We start from the raw sequence: 14,547 nt of genomic DNA, 5'->3' as shown, positions 1-14,547 counted from the left end.
GAAAACGAGACACGCAGCATAGCGCATGCGCTCGCCCGCCGGTCACCTCAGAAGCGCTTCACCCGCGAGCGGATCTGCCATTTGCGCCAGAGGTTGGCCGGCTTGCGCGCGAGCGGACCCAGGCGCCCGTCGAGCAGGTCGGCGACCGCGTCGAGCACGCGTCCGCTCGCGCCGCCGTCGCGCCACGGATGGATCGAATCGGCGTAGGCGGCCAGCTCCGCGCGCAGCGCGGGCGACGGCGCGAAGGCCTGCGCCAGCGCGGCGCCGAGCTGCTCCGGCGCCTGGATGTCGATCATGTGCGGCTTCGGCGCGCGATTGCGCAAGGTCACCACCGGCTTGCCCTGCACGACGAACTCGGACACCACCGAGGAGGTGTCCGAGACCAGCACGTCGGCCGCACGCAGCGCCGGAATCAGATCGTCGGCCTCGACGAACCGCGCGTTCGGACCGGCCAGCGTGCGGTACTGCGCGACCCACTGCGGATCGGACTTCGGATGCAGGGTCAGCAGCCAGTAGCGCTCCCCGCTGGCGACCTCGCGCGCGATCTCCTCGCGCAGCAGCGGGGCGGAACTGAGGCTCTCGGTGAACGTCGAGGCGTAGAGCACGACCGGACGTCCGTCGGACGGACGCAGCGCCGCCGCCTCGCCGCCGTCCGGCGCGAACAGCGGATCGAGCTTCGGCCAGCCGGTCTCGACCACGGCGAAATGGCCGTGCTCGCGCGCCAGCTCGCGAAAGGGGACGGTGGTGGCCGGCCCCTGCGTGCAGTACAGGTCGAACAGGCCGCGGATGCGGAAATGGCCGCGCTCGTCGGCACGCTTCTCGACGTTGAAGCCGTGGAACAGCTGCACCTTGGCGCCGGGAAAGAAATGCGGCGCCCAGTTGCTCGCCGCGAGCACCGCGGCCGGCGCCCAGGCCGCGACCTCGCCCGCGTCGGCCAGGCGCCGCTCGCCGTCGCGCAGGTGGGTGGCCGCGGCCTTCGGCAGGAACCAGGCCGCTTCGCCGCCGCGCGCGCGGATCGCCGCCTGGAGCGGGCGCAGGATCGGCAGGGCGTACAGTTCGGTTGCAAACAGCAGGTAGCGAGACACGCGTGGTTCCTTGCACAAGCCTGTCGCCATACTCGGATGGCGTACCGGATCCGCCCCCGTCTCCGCCCGCCTAGCATGTAGGCACGACGGCGAGAACAAAAGCCCCCGCGTGCGGGTGTCATCGCCGTTCGCTACCCTAGCCGCCCTCCCACCCGCGCGCGCTCATGTCCGCCAGACCCGGCCTCTCCGCCTGCATCATCACGCTCAACGAAGCGGACCGGATCGACGACTGCCTCGATTCGCTCGCGTTCTGCGACGAGATCGTCGTCGTCGACTCCGGCTCGACCGACGGCACGCGCGAACGCGCCGTCGCCAAGGGCGCGCGCGTGATCGAGCGCGCGTTCGACGGCTACCGCTCGCAGAAGGATTTCGCGGTCAAGGCCGCCGCGCACGACTGGGTGCTCTGCCTCGACGCCGACGAGCGCGTCACGCCGCGGCTGAGCGAATCGATCGAACGCGCGCGCGCGACCGGCTTCGCCGACTGCGCCGGCTACCGCTTCGCGCGCCTGAGCGACTACTTCGGCGCGCCGCTGCGCCACGGCAACGCCTATCCGGACCGCGTGATGCGCCTGTTCGACCGCCGCCGCGGCGGCTGGCGCGGCGGCCGCGAGATCCACGAGCACGCCAGCGTCGACGGCCGCGTCGCGACCCTGGACGGCGACCTGCAGCACCTGTCGTACCGCTCGATGTCCGACCAGCTCGCCCGGCTCGAGCGCTACGCGCGCATGATGGCCGAGCACATGCACGCGAACGGCCGCCGCGCGAGCATCGCCAACATCGTCGTCAATCCGTTCTGGCGCTTCTTCCGCGGCTACGTGCTGCGCCTGGGCTTCCTCGACGGCTGGCGCGGACTGGTCTACGCCTACGTGAAGACGAACTACGTGCGGCAGAAATTCATCAAGCTGTGGCTGCTCGGCCGCGGCGGCAGGATCTAGCCCCGCTGCGCGACGAAACGCCATCCGAACACGTCTTCGCTCCCATCCCGCCCTCCGGAACCCGAGCGTGCGCGTCAGCCTGATCGTACTGACCTACAACTGGCCGCAGGCGCTGGCCCTGACGCTGGCGAGCATCGCCCGGCAGACCCGCCTGCCGGACCAAGTCGTCGTCACCGACGACGGCTCGACCGCGCAGACGCGCGAGCTGGTCGAGCGCGAAGCCGGCCGGTTCCCGGTCCCGCTCGTGCACGTGTGGCAGGAGGACGACGGCTTCCGCGCCGCGCGGGCGCGCAATCGCGGCATCGCCGCCTCGCGCGGCGACTACGTCGTCATCGTCGACGGCGACATGCTGCTGCATCCGCGCTTCCTCGCCGATCACCTGGACTTCGCATTGCCCGACCGTTTCCTCGCCGGCGGCCGGCTGCGCGCCACCGCGCGCGAGACCGCGCGCCTGCTCGGCGGCGGCGAACCGGTGTTCCGGCCGTGGATGGACGGCCAGTTCGACGCGCCGCACGACTTCCGCCGCTATCATGCGCTGCGCTGGCCGTGGCTCGCGCGGCGCAAGGCCAGCGGCCGGCGCGGACGCATCATGAGCTGCAACATGAGCTTCTGGCGCGCCGATCTCGAACGCGTCAACGGCTTCGACGAGGCGATGGAAGGCTACGGCAGCGAGGACCTCGAACTCGGCGCGCGGCTGGAGAACGCCGGCGTGCCGCGCCGGCAGCTGAAGTTCGCCGGACTGGCCGTGCACCTGCATCACGATTCGCGCGCACCCGACGACCCGAACGACCTGTCGATGCCCAACAACCGCATCCTGCACCAGACGCGCCGCAGCGGCCGCACGCGCTGCACGCTCGGCCTCGACCAGCACCTGCGCGAATTCGCACCGCCGCGCGACGTCGCCGCGCCGGTCGAACGCTCCGCATGAGCCGCATCCACATCGCCGCGCGCGACAACGGCGCCGGGCTGTCGCGCGACCTGCGCATCCTCGCCGGCGCGCTCGGCGACGCCGGCTTCGACGTCACCGTCAGCGCGATCGGCCAGGGCGGACCGCGGCGCCAGCTGCGCCATCTGCAGCTGCGCGCCCGGCTCGCGCTCGAGCGCTGGCGCGGCGGCGCGGCGCGCGGACGCTTCGACGTCAACATCATGCTCGAGCGGGTCTGGCGCAAGTATCCGCCGCTGGCCTGGCGCAACGCGCTGGTACCGAACCCGGAATGGTTCAAGCCCGAATACGCGCCGTACTTCGGCGCCGTCGACCGCGTGTTCGCCAAGACGCGGCACGCCGCCGCCATCTTCGAGGCGCTCGGCCGCCGTTCCGACTACGTCGGCTTCACCAGCAGCGACCGCCTGCTCGCCGCGGTGCCGCGCGAAGCGTCGTTCTTCCATCTCGCCGGCCGCAGCGGCAACAAGGGTACGCAGCCGCTGCTGGACGCGTGGCTGCGCCATCCGCAATGGCCGATGCTGACGATCGTGCAGCGCGAGAAGCTGCCCTCGCCGCTGCCGGGCGCGGCGAACCTGCGCTACGTCACGCGCTATCTGCCGGACGCCGAGCTGCGCCAGCTGCAGAACCGTCACCTGTTCCACCTGTGCCCTTCGGAGACGGAAGGCTTCGGACATCACCTGGTCGAGGCGACCAGCGTCGGCGCGATCGTGCTCACCACCGACGCACCGCCGATGAACGAGCTGATCCGTCCCGACCGCGGCCTGCTGGTGCCCTATTCGCACACCGGCACGCAGCGCCTGGCGACGACCTACTTCGTCGATTCCGGCGCGCTGGAGAACGGCGTCGAACGCCTGCTCGCGCTCGACGCCGGCGAACGCAAGGCACTGAGCGAACGCGCACGCGCCTGGTACGAGAGCAACGACGCCGATTTCCGCCGCCGCCTGGTCGCCGCCGTCGACGATCTCGCGCGGACGGGCTGAGGCGCGGGCGCCGGACTATCGCGCCGCCGCGCCGCGCCCGCCGTCCAGCGGCAGGCGCAGCACGAATTCGGCGCCGCCCTGCGCGCGGTTGCCGGCGTGCACGCTGCCGCCGTGCTCCTCGACGATCTTCTTCACCACGGCCAGGCCCAGGCCGGTGCCCTTCGCCTTGCTCGTGGTGTACGGCTCGAACCAGCGGTCGCCGAAGTCGGCCGGCAGGCCCGGACCGTTGTCGGCGACGACCAGCTCGACCCAGTCCTGCTCGTCCGCGTGCGCCAGCCGCGTGGTCACGTGAATCTGCGGCTTGCGCGATTCGCCGATCGCCTCCAGCGCGTTCTTCAGCAGGTTGTGCAGGGCCTGGCGCAGGCGCACCGCGTCCACGCGCACCTGCGGCTCGCCGGCGGCGAAGCGGCGCGTCAGGCTGATGCGCTGGTCGTTCTCGTACAGGTCCAGCACCTCGCCGAGCAGCGCATGCAGGGAGACCGGCCGCGTCGCCAGCTGCGGCGGGCGCGCGTAGTCGCCGAATGCGTTGACCATCGTCTTCAGCGCCTCGACCTGCGACACGATCGTATGCGTGGCGCGGTCGATCAGCTCGCCCTCCTCCGGCGGCAGGCGGCCGAGGAAGCGCCGGCGCAGGCGTTCGGCGGCCAGCTGGATCGGCGTCAGCGGATTCTTCACCTCGTGCGCCAGCCGCCGCGCGACCTCGCCCCAGGCCGCGTCGCGCTGCGCGCGGTTGAGCACGGTGAGGTCGTCGAACACGGCGACGTAGCCGGCCTGCTCGGGCAGCGCGGCGCCGCGCAGCATCAGCATGCGGCGGCCGGCCACGGTGTCCACGACCACTTCCTCGCGCCACTCGCGCAGGTTCTCGCGCAGATGCCGCGTGAGCGGATCGACGAAGCTGGCCAGATCGGCGCGCTCGCTCTTCACCTCGAGGAGGGTGCGGCCGAGATGGCGCGACAGCGTCACGCCGAGAATCGCATCGGCCGCACGGTTGGCCACGCGCAGGCGGCCGTCGCGATCGAAGCCGAGCACGCCCGCCGACAGGCGCTCGAGCACGGCTTCGAGCCAGGCCCGCTGCTGCTCGGTCTCGCGCGCGCTCTTCTGCGCGCGTGCGCCGGCGAATTCCAGCTCGCGCGTCATTTCCGCGAACGAGCGCACCAGGAACCCGAGCTCGTCGTCGCTGGCCGGCGGCAGCGGCGTGTCGTAGCGGCCGGCGCCGACCGCGCGCGTCGCCGCGGCGAGGCGGCCGACCGGCGCCACCAGCCGTCGCGCCACGCCGAACGCAGCCAGCACGACGACCAGCACCGACAGCAGCAGCACGAAGGTGAGGATCAGCGCGAAGGTCAGCTTGAGCGAGCCGCGCAGGAACTTCAGGCGCTGGAAATCGAAGCTCGCCATCTCCACGCCGCGCGTCAGCGGCTGCAGTCGATCGGGCAGCGGGAAGAACCCCTGCAGCAGGCGGCCCTGGCCGCGGCGCACCTCGCCGTTCACGGCGATCGGCAGGACCACGCGCAGCACCAGCGCGTCGCCGAGCGGCTCGGCCGCGGCATAGCGGCGCTCGCCCTGCACGCGCATCAGCAGCGCACTGTCGGGCAGCGGCGGATCGAGGTGGCGCGGATCGGAACTCGCGGTCGCCTGCACGCGGCCGTCGTCGCCGAACACCGTCAGCTGGGTCGCGCCGAGGCGGTCGATCTCCGCGTCGAGCAGGTTCTGCGCCGATGCCGCCGGCTCGTCGGCGAGCTGCGCGGCGAGCTGCGCGCTGGCCGTCTCGGCCACGCGCAGGCGCTCGTCGACGACGATGCGCCCGATCTCCAGCGCGTTGTCCAGGCCCTGCTCCAGGCGCACGCTGAACCAGTTCTCGACCGTCGCGTCGAGGAAGCGCAACGCGAATCCGTACACCACCACGATCGACGGCACCGCGAGCAGGATCAGCATGCTCAGCAGGCGCCGGTTGAGCCGCGCGCCGGGCGTGTCGCGGCGGATGTCCGAGCGCAGCCGCCACAGCCGCTGGCCGATCGCCAGCACCAGGATCGCCAGGGCGACGATCGCCGCACCGAGCACCCAGCGGTAGTGCGCGGCGAAGCGCACGCTGTCGCTGGCGGCGTCCTCGGCCAGCTTCAGCGACGCCAGCAGCAGCGCGAAGACGGCGAGCGCCGGCAGCGCGCGACGGAAGAAGAAATTCAGCGCGCCGCGGGCGTCCACGCGTAGTCCGCGGCGACCAGCCGCCAGGCGGGTTCGAACAGGGCCGGCAGGCGCAGCGCACCTGGCAGGGCCGCCGGATCCAGGCGTGCGGAAACCTGCAGCGGGGTCGTCGCCGGCAGCTCGGCGAAACTCGACGGCAGGTCGAAGCGCAGGGCGCCGAGCGCGGCGACGAGATACGCCGGCGTGGCATAGCTGCGCGGTTCGGCGCTGCCGGTTTCGCGCAGCTGGTAGCGGCGCGAGAGCGGGAAATAGCGCAGCTCCACGCGGCGCGTCTGCGTCTGCGCGCGCGGCCAGCGTCCGGCCTTGAGGTCGATCTGCAGGGTGATCGGGATGCCGTGCTCGAGCGCGTCCTGCACCGGCCCGCTGAAGCGGCAGTCCAGGCCGAGTTCCAGCGTCGGTGCGCCCGCGCCGGCGACGAGCCGCGCGTTGCGCACGACGAGGCTTCCGGGCTTCTGCTGACGGATCGCGTCGCAGCCGGCCAGCGCGAACACGGCGAGCGCCGCGAGCAGCACGGCGCTACGCATTCTTCTCCAGCACCGCATAGTAGAAACCGTCCATGCCGCCCTCGCCCGGCAGGTTCTGGCGCCCCGCCCCGGCGACGTGGCCGAACGCCTGCGGCAGCGGCAACGCACGCGCATCGCCGTGGGCGGCGAGGAACTGCGCCACCACCGCTTCGTTCTCGGCGCGCAGCAGCGAACAGGTCGCATAGACTAGCCGCCCGCCCGGCGCCAGCAAAGGCCACAGCGCGCGCAGCAGGCGCTGCTGCGTGGCCGCCAGCGGCGCGACGTCGGCACCGCGGCGATGCAGCTTGATGTCGGGCTGGCGGCGGATGATGCCGGTCGCCGAGCACGGCGCGTCGAGCAGGATGCGGTCGAACGCGCGACCGTCCCACCAGGTCGAGGCCAGCGTCGCGTCGGCGCAGCGCAGTTCGGCGCGCAGGCCGAGGCGGTCGAGGTTCTCGCCGACGCGCGCCAGCCGCGCCTCGTCGGAATCGAGCGCGAGCAGCGCCACGTCGGCGCGCTCGAGCGCGTGCGCGGCCTTGCCGCCGGGCGCGGCGCAGGCGTCGAGCACGCGCTGGCCGTCGGCGAGATCGAGCAGATCCGCCACCCGCTGCGCGGCGCCGTCCTGCACCGAGAAGGCGCCTTCGGCGTAGCCGGGCAGGCGCGTCACGTCGGCGCTCGCGGCGAGCACGATCGCGTCGCTCAGGTCCTCGGGAGCGACCGCCTCGATCTGCGCCGCATGCAGCCGCTGCAGCAGTTCCTCGCGCCGCGCGCGGCGCCGGTTCACGCGCAGGGTCAGGGACGCCTCGCGGTTGTTCGCCGCGAGGATCGCTTCGGCCTGTTCGGGCCAGTCGTGGCGGATCGCCTCGATCAGCCAGCGCGGATGGGCGCTCGCGCTGACCACGTCGGCGTCGAGCCGCGTCTCGAGTGCGGCGCGCTCGCGCACCCAGCGGCGCAGCAATGCGTTGACGAGCCCGGCGTACTGCGGCTGTCCGAGTGCTCGCGCGGCCTCGACGCACGAGGCGACGACGGCGTAGTCGGCCAGGCCGAGCGCAGCGAGCTGGGCCAGCCCGACCGCGAGCAGCGCACGCACCTCGCGCGCGCGCGGCGGCAGCGGCTTCTCGGTCAGCGACGCCACCGCCGCGTCGTAGCGCAGCCACCAGCGCGAAGCCTCGAACAGCGAGGCGGCGAGCAGGGCGCGGTCGCGCGGATCGCCGATGCGCGGATTCGCGTCGGCCAGCGCCTTGCGCAGCGAGACACCGTCGAACACCACGCGCGACAGCGCGCGCGCCGCCTCCACGCGCACGGCCGCGCCGGGAACCGGCGACACGGGACGCGCGGGATTCTTGCGACGCACGCCGCTCATCCGCGGGCCATGTCGCGGCGGGCGTTGAGCCAGTCGCGCACGGCGACGCGGCGGCCGCCGTCGCGCTGCAGCTCATGGATGCGCAGCAGGCCATCGCCGGTGGCGACGTCGATCGCGTCGCGATGCGTAGCGACCAGGCTCCCCGGAGCCGCCTGGACGGCTGATGCGACCGGCTCGGCCGACCAGATGCGCATGCGCTCGCCGTGGATCTCCGCCTCGGCGACCGGCCACGGATCGAACGCGCGCACCTTGCGTGCGAGCGCGATCGCCGATTCGGTCCAGTCCAGCCGCGCCTCGGCCTTGTCGAGCTTGTGCGCGTAGGTCACGCCTTCCTGCGGCTGCGGCGTCGCCGCCAGGGCCTCGCCGCGCAGGACGCGCGCGAGGCCCTCGGCCAGCACGTCGGCACCGAGTTCGGCGAGGCGGTCGTGCAGCGTGCCGCCGGTGTCGTCGTCGGCAATCGGCGTGCGGCGCTCGAGCAGGACCGGGCCGGTGTCGAGCCCGGCCTCCATCTGCATCAGGTCGACGCCTGTCTCGGCGTCGCCGGCCAGGATCGCGCGCTGGATCGGCGCCGCGCCGCGCCAGCGCGGCAGCCGCGAAGCATGCACGTTCCAGCAGCCCAGCCGCGGCAGCGCGAGCACGGATTTGGGCAGGATCAGGCCGTAGGCGACGACGACGATCAGGTCCGGCGCATGCGCCGCCAGCTGCGCGCGTGCCGCCGCGTCGCGCAGCGTTTCCGGCTGCTCCACCGCCACGCCGGCGGCCTGCGCCGCCTGCTTGACCGGACTGGGCGCGAGCTTGCGCCCGCGCCCGGCCGGACGGTCGGGCTGCGTGTAGACCGCGACGACGTCGGCACCGCTGGCCAGGCAGGCGCGCAGCGAGGGAACGGCGAAATCGGGGGTGCCGGCGAAGACGAGACGCAGGGTCATGGGCATTCGGAAGCGATCGAAGCGGTGAAGCGTCTCATCTTGGCCGCTTCGGCGAAAGCCGGCCTCCTCACGGATCGAAGGGATCGAAGAACACCGTATCCACGGAGTAGGCGGCGAGACCGCTCGGCGTAAAGCTGCCGACGTAGACCGTTTCCCGCGTGTCTATCGCGAGGGGGCCCACCAAGCCGCCTGAAGGCGAGATGTTCCAGGTCGGATCTTCCGCTCCGGTGTCCGCTGAGTACCTCTTCAGCTGCCGCTCGCCTGTGGAATACCACATGGTGGCGTAGACGGAATCGGCCGTGGTCGCGGCGAACCCCAAGGATCCTGCCGGTCCCGACGAATTCCAGACGGGATCCGCCGCGCCGGTGTCGATCGACAATTTCTGAATCGGCCAAGCCGTTGGGGCGACATACAACGCCGTCCCCGTTGCGATCAATGTCATCAGGGGCGAGTCCGTTGTACCGGTCCAATCGTGAAGGACATTGCCGCTCTCGGGAGCGATCTTCGCCAGCCGCCAGTGCGTCTGGCCGCCCACCTCCCGGAACGCGCCGCCTGCATAGATGACGCCGGATGCATCGACCGCCAGGGCGCAGACCTCGCCATCCGGCTGCGGGTTCCAGTTCGGATAGGCGAGGCCAGTCACGCCTGAAAGTTTGGCAATGCTCGCACGCGCCTGGCCTCCGACGGCCGTGAACACCCCGCCGACATAGACCGAATCATCATCTGCACCGAAAGCCATGGCCTCGACGAAGCCGTCGGCATCGGGATTCCAAACCGGATCGAGCTCACCGGTACGCCCGACGAACTTCGCAATGTTTCGTCGCGTTTGAAGATTCGCACGGTCGAAGGAACCGCCGACGTAGACCTTTCCGTCCGGTCGAGCCGACACCACAGCGACCTGGACGTAGCCTTCCAGTGCCGGCGCCCAGTCCGGGTCCAGAGTGCCATTCGCGCGGAGACGCAGCAGGCCGTGGCGCGGCAGCGACCCGGCTTTCGCAAAGAACCCGCCGACGACGACACCCCCGCTCGGATCGGCAGCGATGGCAGTGACCTGTGCCGGGGCCTCGGCATCGATCGCAGAGCCCGCCTCGCCCGTCGCCACGTCCAATGCAGCGAAACCCAGCCGGGTCTGCGTACCGACTCGCTTGAAGCTTCCGGCGACCGTAATGCGCCCTTGCAGGCCGGTCGCGAGCTCCCTGACTCCGCAGCAGACACCCTCGGGAACCCAGTCGTCCACGAGGTGACCGTCAAGACGCGAGAGCTTGGCGAGATTCTTTCGCGGCTGACCGGCGATCGTTTCGAAACGGCCACCGAGATAGACCGAGCATTGCGCATCGGCTGCGATGGCATCGACGCCGACGACGTCGCCCGGATCCCAATTCGGATCGACCTGTCCGTCGCTCGCCGAGATCTTCACCACGCGATTGCGCGGCGCACCGTCGCCGACGGCAGAGTTACCGGCGACGTAGACCGACCCGCAAGCGTCGATCGTCAACGGCTGCAGCCAACCGCTCAGCGTGGGAGTCACTGCCGGGTTCCAGCTGGTGTCCCGCACGCCCGTGTCGGCGGAGAACCTCGCGACGGTCGGGCGCGGCGGATCGCCATGATCCAGAACAACGGCATAAATCGCGCCCTGGTGATCAAGCGTCAGCGATGTTGCGGCGTACGGCGCGCTCCATAACGTCGCTCCCGTTTCCGTCGAGACCTTGCGAAATCCATCCAATTTGCCGACATAGACACCGGTCGCATCCGCAACCAGGGAGAGGAAGGGAAAGCTTCCTGCGCTCGATCGCCAGTCGGTGACCACTTCGCCTGTGGATGCGGAAAGCTTCACGAGCCCCAGGTACGAGCCACTGGTCGAATTCACGATTCCAGCGGCATACGCCGCTCCAGATCCATCTACCGCAACGACGGGGCGATTGAATCCTTGAGGGTAGTGCTGATACCGCACACGCCCCCAGCTCGAATCGACCGATCCGTCCGGGCGCAGGCGTGCAATACCCGAATGCACCTCGCCGTTGATCGAGGAAAAATTGCCGATCAGAACTGCGCCGCCGTCAGGGTGTCGCGCCGACGCGTACACCGTGCTGCCGTCCACGAGCCTGAAATTGGGGTTCGCCAAAGGCTTGGGCGCTTGCGCGAAGGCCGTACCCGCAACGACGAGCGCCAGCGACCACGTGGCGCGGCGAAGAATCCGCTTCATTGCCCCCTCCCCCGAAAAAAATCAGCCGATGTGCCGGCCGGGCGTGCTACGCGCTCTGCTTGCGCTTCTTCTCCATCCGCTTGAGCAGCAGCGAGCGCTTCAGCGGCGAGAGGTAGTCGACGAACAGCTTGCCGACGAGATGATCCATCTCGTGCTGGATGCACACCGCCAGCGGGCCTTCGACGTCGAGCGTGAATTCCCTGCCGTCGACGTCCTGCGCGGCGACCTTGATGTGCAGCGCGCGGTCGACGTCGGCGTAGATGCCGGGGAACGAGAGGCAGCCTTCCTGGTAGACCTGCTCGCCGTCCTTCTCGAGGATGCGCGGATTGGCCAGCACCAGCGGCTGGTCGCCGTTCTCGGACATGTCGGCGACGAGCAGCTGCCGGTGCACGTTGACCTGGGTCGCGGCCAGACCGACGCCGGGCGCGGCGTACATGGTCTCGAACATGTCGGCGACGAGCTGCTTGAGGGCGGCGTCGAACACGGTGACCGGCTGCGCGACGGTGCGCAGGCGCGGATCGGGAAACTCGAGGATGGTCAGCTTGGACATGGTCTGGAATGTGGGGGCGGAAAGGCCCGCTGTCTTGGTTCCCGCGCCCGCAACCGGGCGCACCGGCACAGATGCGGGTTGCCGCAGCCGCTCGCAAGGCAGGTCGGAGGCGCAATTCTAGCGCCGGGCGGCGCCGATCGCGCCGGCGCAACGGCGGGATTTGCGATGTCCGTCGTTTTTCCTGCTTAACCTTTCATATACACTCGCCAAGCCATTGGGGGAACAGGGGTTTGGCCTCATGCTCAAAAAACTGCTCGCGGTTTCCGCCGGACTGCTGCTGACCCTGACCGTCTATGCGGCGACCACCGAGTGGGCCGATCGCCACCCGGACCGCTACGTCGTCAAGAAGGGCGACACCCTGTGGGGCATCTCCGCGCGCTTCCTGAAGAAGCCGTGGCACTGGCCGGAGATCTGGCAGGACAACCCGCAGGTGCGCAATCCGCACCTGATCTACCCGGGCGACGAACTGGTGCTCAACGGCGGTCGCGTCGGCCACGGCGCAGGCTCCATCGGGCCGCATGCCCGCGTCAGCCAGGACGAGGACGCGATCCCGGCGATCCCGCTGTCCGCGCTCAAGCAGTGGCTCAAGCACACGCGCATCGTCGGCGAGAACGAGTACGAGAGCGCGCCGCACGTCGTCGGCATCGAGGAAAACCAGCTGCGCGGCACCGCCGGCCAGCTCGTCTACATCCGCGGCCTGGCCGCGCAGCCGGGCCAGCGGCTCGCGCTGGTGCGCCCGATGGGGCGCTACTACGACATGCCGCCGGTGGACGAAGGCCGCCCGCGCGAGGTCTACCGGCAGACGCCGGACGAACGCGACGGCCGCCCGGCCATGCTGTGGCGCCACGGCCCGATCGAACGCACCCTGGCCGGCAACGTGCGCTTCCTCGGCTACGAGATGCTCGATTTCGGCGTCGTCGAGGTCACCCGCAGCGGCGACGTGTCCTCGGCCCTGGTCACCTATTCGGACTTCGAGGTCCGCCCCGGCGACTACGTGCTGCCGATCGACGAGAAGCCCTACGACGACCAGTACGCCCCGCACGCGCCGGCCAGCGTGCCGGAAAACATGCGCGTGATCGCCTTCAGCGACGCGCTCAACGCGATCGGCCCGCTCCAGGTCGTGGCGCTGTCGCGCGGCAGCGAGGACGGCATCGACAACGGCACCACGTTCAGCATCTACCACCCCGGTGAGCAGGTGGTCGACCGCACCGACTACACCGAGGGCAGCTTCCGCAAGTTCTTCAACCCGCGCGACTCCAAGGTGACCCTGCCGCCGGAATTCATCGGCCACGTGATGGTGTTCCGCACCTTCCCGCGCGTCAGCTACGGGCTAGTCATGGACGCGGTCAAGCCGGTCCATCTCGGCGATTTCCTGCACGATCCGGACAAGACGCCGTAAAAGCCGGGATTGGGGATTCGTGATTGGGGATTCGGCAGGGCATGCCCCGCCGACAGGGCAGACAAGCCGCCCGACGGCATCACCAAACCCAATCACCGCCTTTTTCCTACACGACATCGCGGCGCGCTGCCGCCGCGCCCGGCCCCGCCGTGCCGCTAGACTGCGGCCATGGACGTCGAAGCGAACCGCGCCGGGCTCGAGGCCTGGCTGATCCTTTTGCGCACGCCGGGCATCGGTCCGGCGACGCTGCGCGAGCTGCTCGCACGGTATCGCAGCATCGAATCCGCGCTGGCGGCCGCCCGGCGCGCTGAACTGCCGCGGCCGCTCGACGAGGACGGCCGCGCCTGGCTGCGCACGCCGGATCCGGCCGCGATCGCCGCAGACCTGGACTGGCTGGCCGCGCCCGGACATGCCCTGCTGACCTGCGACGGCGAGGATTTTCCGTCCCTGCTGAACGAGCCGCCAGCCGCTCCGGCCGCCTTGTTCGTCGCCGGCGATTCCAGCCTGCTGTGGCGGCCCCAGGTGGCGATTGTCGGCAGCCGCAACGCCAGCCACGGCGGCGTGGCCACCGCGACGGCGTTCGCACGCGCGCTGGCCGCGGCCGGCTTCGTCGTCACCAGCGGCCTGGCCGAGGGCATCGACGGCGCCGCGCATGCCGCCGCGCTCGACACCGGCGGCGCCACCATCGCCGTGCTCGGCACCGGACCGGACCTGGTCTATCCACCCCGGCACCGTGAACTCGCCGCGCGCATCCGCACGCTGGGCGCGCTGGTCAGCGAATTCCCGCCCGGCACCCCGGGCCATCCGGCGCATTTCCCGCGCCGCAACCGCATCATCGCCGGGCTCGCGCTGGGCACGCTGGTGGTCGAGGCGAGCCTGCGCTCGGGCGCGCTGATCACCGCGCGCAACGCCACGGAGGCCGGACGGGAGGTGTTCGCGATTCCGGGATCGATCCACAACCCGCTCGCGCGCGGCTGCCATCGCCTGATCCGCGACGGCGCCAAACTGGTGGAAACGGTCGAGGAGGTGGCCGCCGAGCTCGCTCCGCTGGCGCAGAGCCTGGGCGCGCGCCTGCGTGAGCGGCTGGCAGCCCCTGACGCGCCCGCACCGTCTGCGCCGCCGCACCCGCGCCCGCGCGACCCGGACTACGCCCGGTTGCTCGACGCGCTCGGCCACGACGCGCTCGGCATCGACCAGCTGGCCGCGCGCACCGGCCTGGCGGTACCGGCGCTGTCATCGATGCTGCTGATGCTCGAACTCGAGGGCGAGGTCGCCGCCGCCGGCGGGGGCGCCTATGCGCGCCGTACCGGCGGATGAGCCAAGGAGCTAACAAAATCATTTTAAAACAGTATGTTGTGCAATCAACACCACCCCGAACCGGCTTCGCCCCGCCCCTGGCTTCGCTTGACAGCCCGACCGGCGGCATGTTTCCACTAGAAAGAGAACGACGAGGAACGCGAC

12 protein-coding genes are annotated in these 14,547 nt (G+C 70.8%); 5 read left to right on the top strand and 7 right to left on the bottom strand.

What is annotated here, in order from left to right; translation table 11 throughout:
- Positions 1-47: 47 nt before the first annotated feature.
- The gene (locus ACFO6Q_RS07535; RefSeq protein WP_380020001.1) at positions 48-1,115 is read right to left on the bottom strand and encodes a CDP-glycerol glycerophosphotransferase family protein; all 1,068 of its coding nucleotides are present in this window, start codon (positions 1,113-1,115) and stop codon (positions 48-50) included.
- Positions 1,116-1,249: 134 nt separating this feature from the next.
- Here ACFO6Q_RS07535 and ACFO6Q_RS07530 point away from each other — a divergent pair, with 134 nt between their 5' ends.
- The 3 genes from ACFO6Q_RS07530 (at position 1,250) to ACFO6Q_RS07520 (ending at position 3,943) form a co-directional block, all read left to right on the top strand.
- Positions 1,250-2,020 carry a glycosyltransferase family 2 protein gene (locus tag ACFO6Q_RS07530; protein ID WP_380020000.1) on the top strand — a complete coding sequence of 257 codons (771 nt, stop codon included), beginning with the start codon at positions 1,250-1,252 and terminating at the stop codon, positions 2,018-2,020.
- Between the two features lie 67 nt (positions 2,021-2,087).
- Positions 2,088-2,948 (top strand): glycosyltransferase family 2 protein, encoded by an 861-nt coding sequence (locus tag ACFO6Q_RS07525; protein ID WP_380019999.1) that lies wholly within the window; start codon positions 2,088-2,090, stop codon positions 2,946-2,948.
- Positions 2,945-3,943, top strand: coding sequence for a glycosyltransferase (locus ACFO6Q_RS07520; RefSeq protein WP_380019998.1), 999 nt, complete (start codon positions 2,945-2,947; stop codon positions 3,941-3,943). Before ACFO6Q_RS07525 ends, ACFO6Q_RS07520 begins: the two co-directional genes overlap by 4 nt.
- 15 nt (positions 3,944-3,958) lie before the next feature.
- Here ACFO6Q_RS07520 and ACFO6Q_RS07515 read toward each other — a convergent pair whose 3' ends face one another.
- The 6 genes from ACFO6Q_RS07515 to def form a co-directional block, all read right to left on the bottom strand.
- Positions 3,959-6,142 carry a sensor histidine kinase gene (locus tag ACFO6Q_RS07515; protein WP_380019997.1) on the bottom strand — a complete coding sequence of 728 codons (2,184 nt, stop codon included), beginning with the start codon at positions 6,140-6,142 and terminating at the stop codon, positions 3,959-3,961.
- The gene (locus tag ACFO6Q_RS07510; RefSeq protein WP_380019996.1) at positions 6,121-6,666 is read right to left on the bottom strand and encodes a DUF4390 domain-containing protein; all 546 of its coding nucleotides are present in this window, start codon (positions 6,664-6,666) and stop codon (positions 6,121-6,123) included. Before ACFO6Q_RS07510 ends, ACFO6Q_RS07515 begins: the two co-directional genes overlap by 22 nt.
- On the bottom strand, positions 6,659-8,008 hold the full coding sequence (rsmB, locus tag ACFO6Q_RS07505; protein WP_380019995.1) for a 16S rRNA (cytosine(967)-C(5))-methyltransferase RsmB: 1,350 nt from the start codon (positions 8,006-8,008) through the stop codon (positions 6,659-6,661). The genes ACFO6Q_RS07510 and rsmB overlap by 8 nt, the downstream gene beginning before the upstream one ends.
- Entirely contained in the window at positions 8,005-8,940 is a 936-nt protein-coding gene (fmt, locus tag ACFO6Q_RS07500) for a methionyl-tRNA formyltransferase (RefSeq protein WP_380019994.1), read from the bottom strand. Before fmt ends, rsmB begins: the two co-directional genes overlap by 4 nt.
- A 61-nt stretch (positions 8,941-9,001) precedes the next feature.
- Positions 9,002-11,137 (bottom strand): hypothetical protein, encoded by a 2,136-nt coding sequence (locus ACFO6Q_RS07495; protein WP_380019993.1) that lies wholly within the window; start codon positions 11,135-11,137, stop codon positions 9,002-9,004.
- Between the two features lie 46 nt (positions 11,138-11,183).
- Entirely contained in the window at positions 11,184-11,687 is a 504-nt protein-coding gene (gene def, locus ACFO6Q_RS07490) for a peptide deformylase (RefSeq protein WP_380019992.1), read from the bottom strand.
- Between the two features lie 238 nt (positions 11,688-11,925).
- Here def and ACFO6Q_RS07485 point away from each other — a divergent pair, with 238 nt between their 5' ends.
- Both ACFO6Q_RS07485 and dprA read left to right on the top strand, forming a co-directional pair.
- Entirely contained in the window at positions 11,926-13,086 is a 1,161-nt protein-coding gene (locus tag ACFO6Q_RS07485; RefSeq protein ID WP_380019991.1) for a LysM peptidoglycan-binding domain-containing protein, read from the top strand.
- Between the two features lie 168 nt (positions 13,087-13,254).
- Complete coding sequence (gene dprA, locus ACFO6Q_RS07480) at positions 13,255-14,403, top strand: DNA-processing protein DprA (RefSeq protein ID WP_380019990.1); 1,149 nt, start codon at positions 13,255-13,257, stop codon at positions 14,401-14,403.
- The last annotated feature ends 144 nt before the right edge of the window (positions 14,404-14,547 follow it).

It is taken from the genome of Dokdonella ginsengisoli (assembly GCF_042652785.1).
GTDB classification, from domain to species: Bacteria; Pseudomonadota; Gammaproteobacteria; order Xanthomonadales; family Rhodanobacteraceae; genus Dokdonella_A; species Dokdonella_A ginsengisoli.
Note: the sequence above shows the minus strand (reverse complement) of the source record. Positions and strands in the feature narration are given on the sequence as shown.